This is a genomic window from Marinicrinis lubricantis, assembly GCF_042658665.1.
Classification (GTDB): domain Bacteria; phylum Bacillota; class Bacilli; order Paenibacillales; family KCTC-33676; genus Marinicrinis; species Marinicrinis lubricantis.
Window position 1 is genome coordinate 1 of the sequence record NZ_JBHSQV010000019.1, and the last position, 622, is coordinate 622.

The 622-nt window shown below is 44.4% G+C and carries 1 rRNA gene; it reads right to left on the reverse strand.

Annotated features, from left to right (window positions below):
• Positions 1–512: 512 nt before the first annotated feature.
• Positions 513–622 (reverse strand): 16S ribosomal RNA (locus ACFPXP_RS02805); the annotation flags it as partial.

A 622-nucleotide genomic window follows, 5' to 3' on the forward strand; every position in this document is an offset into this window, starting at 1 on the left:
ATCCTCCGTGTGCCCTTACTAGCTTATCCTCGCTCTCATTTTGGCATACCCTCCGTACGCTGTCGCGTAAAAGTCGGTCATACCAAAATGTTCGCTCGTGCAAGAAATATATGTTGGTTCGCGTAAAAGTCGCTCACCCAAAATATATCCTCGCTTAACATCTAGTATAGGTAGTGATACTTGCGTATCACCAATGACTACACTTGCATTGCCTTAACACTTTTTCGCTATCCAGTTTTCAAGGAACAAATCATTGTTTTCATTCTTACCTAAACATCGAAACGAATATGAAGCACATTCGATTCGATACTCATTCAATAGAATGAAAAGCAATTTCATATCTCCGCCTCATCAGCGGAAGATCATCATATCATGATCGGATGTCTTGATCAACCTGTAAAGATTGGAAGCTCATCTTCTCATGCGAAAGAGCTTTTGCTCTTTCAAAACTGACAACGAGTGAACTGTGCATAGATTGGTATGGATGATCATCGCCATCCGATACTCCATAGAAAGGAGGTGATCCAGCCGCACCTTCCGATACGGCTACCTTGTTACGACTTCACCCCAATCATCTGCCCCACCTTCGGCGGCTGGCTCCCAGCCATCGCTTCCGATGTGC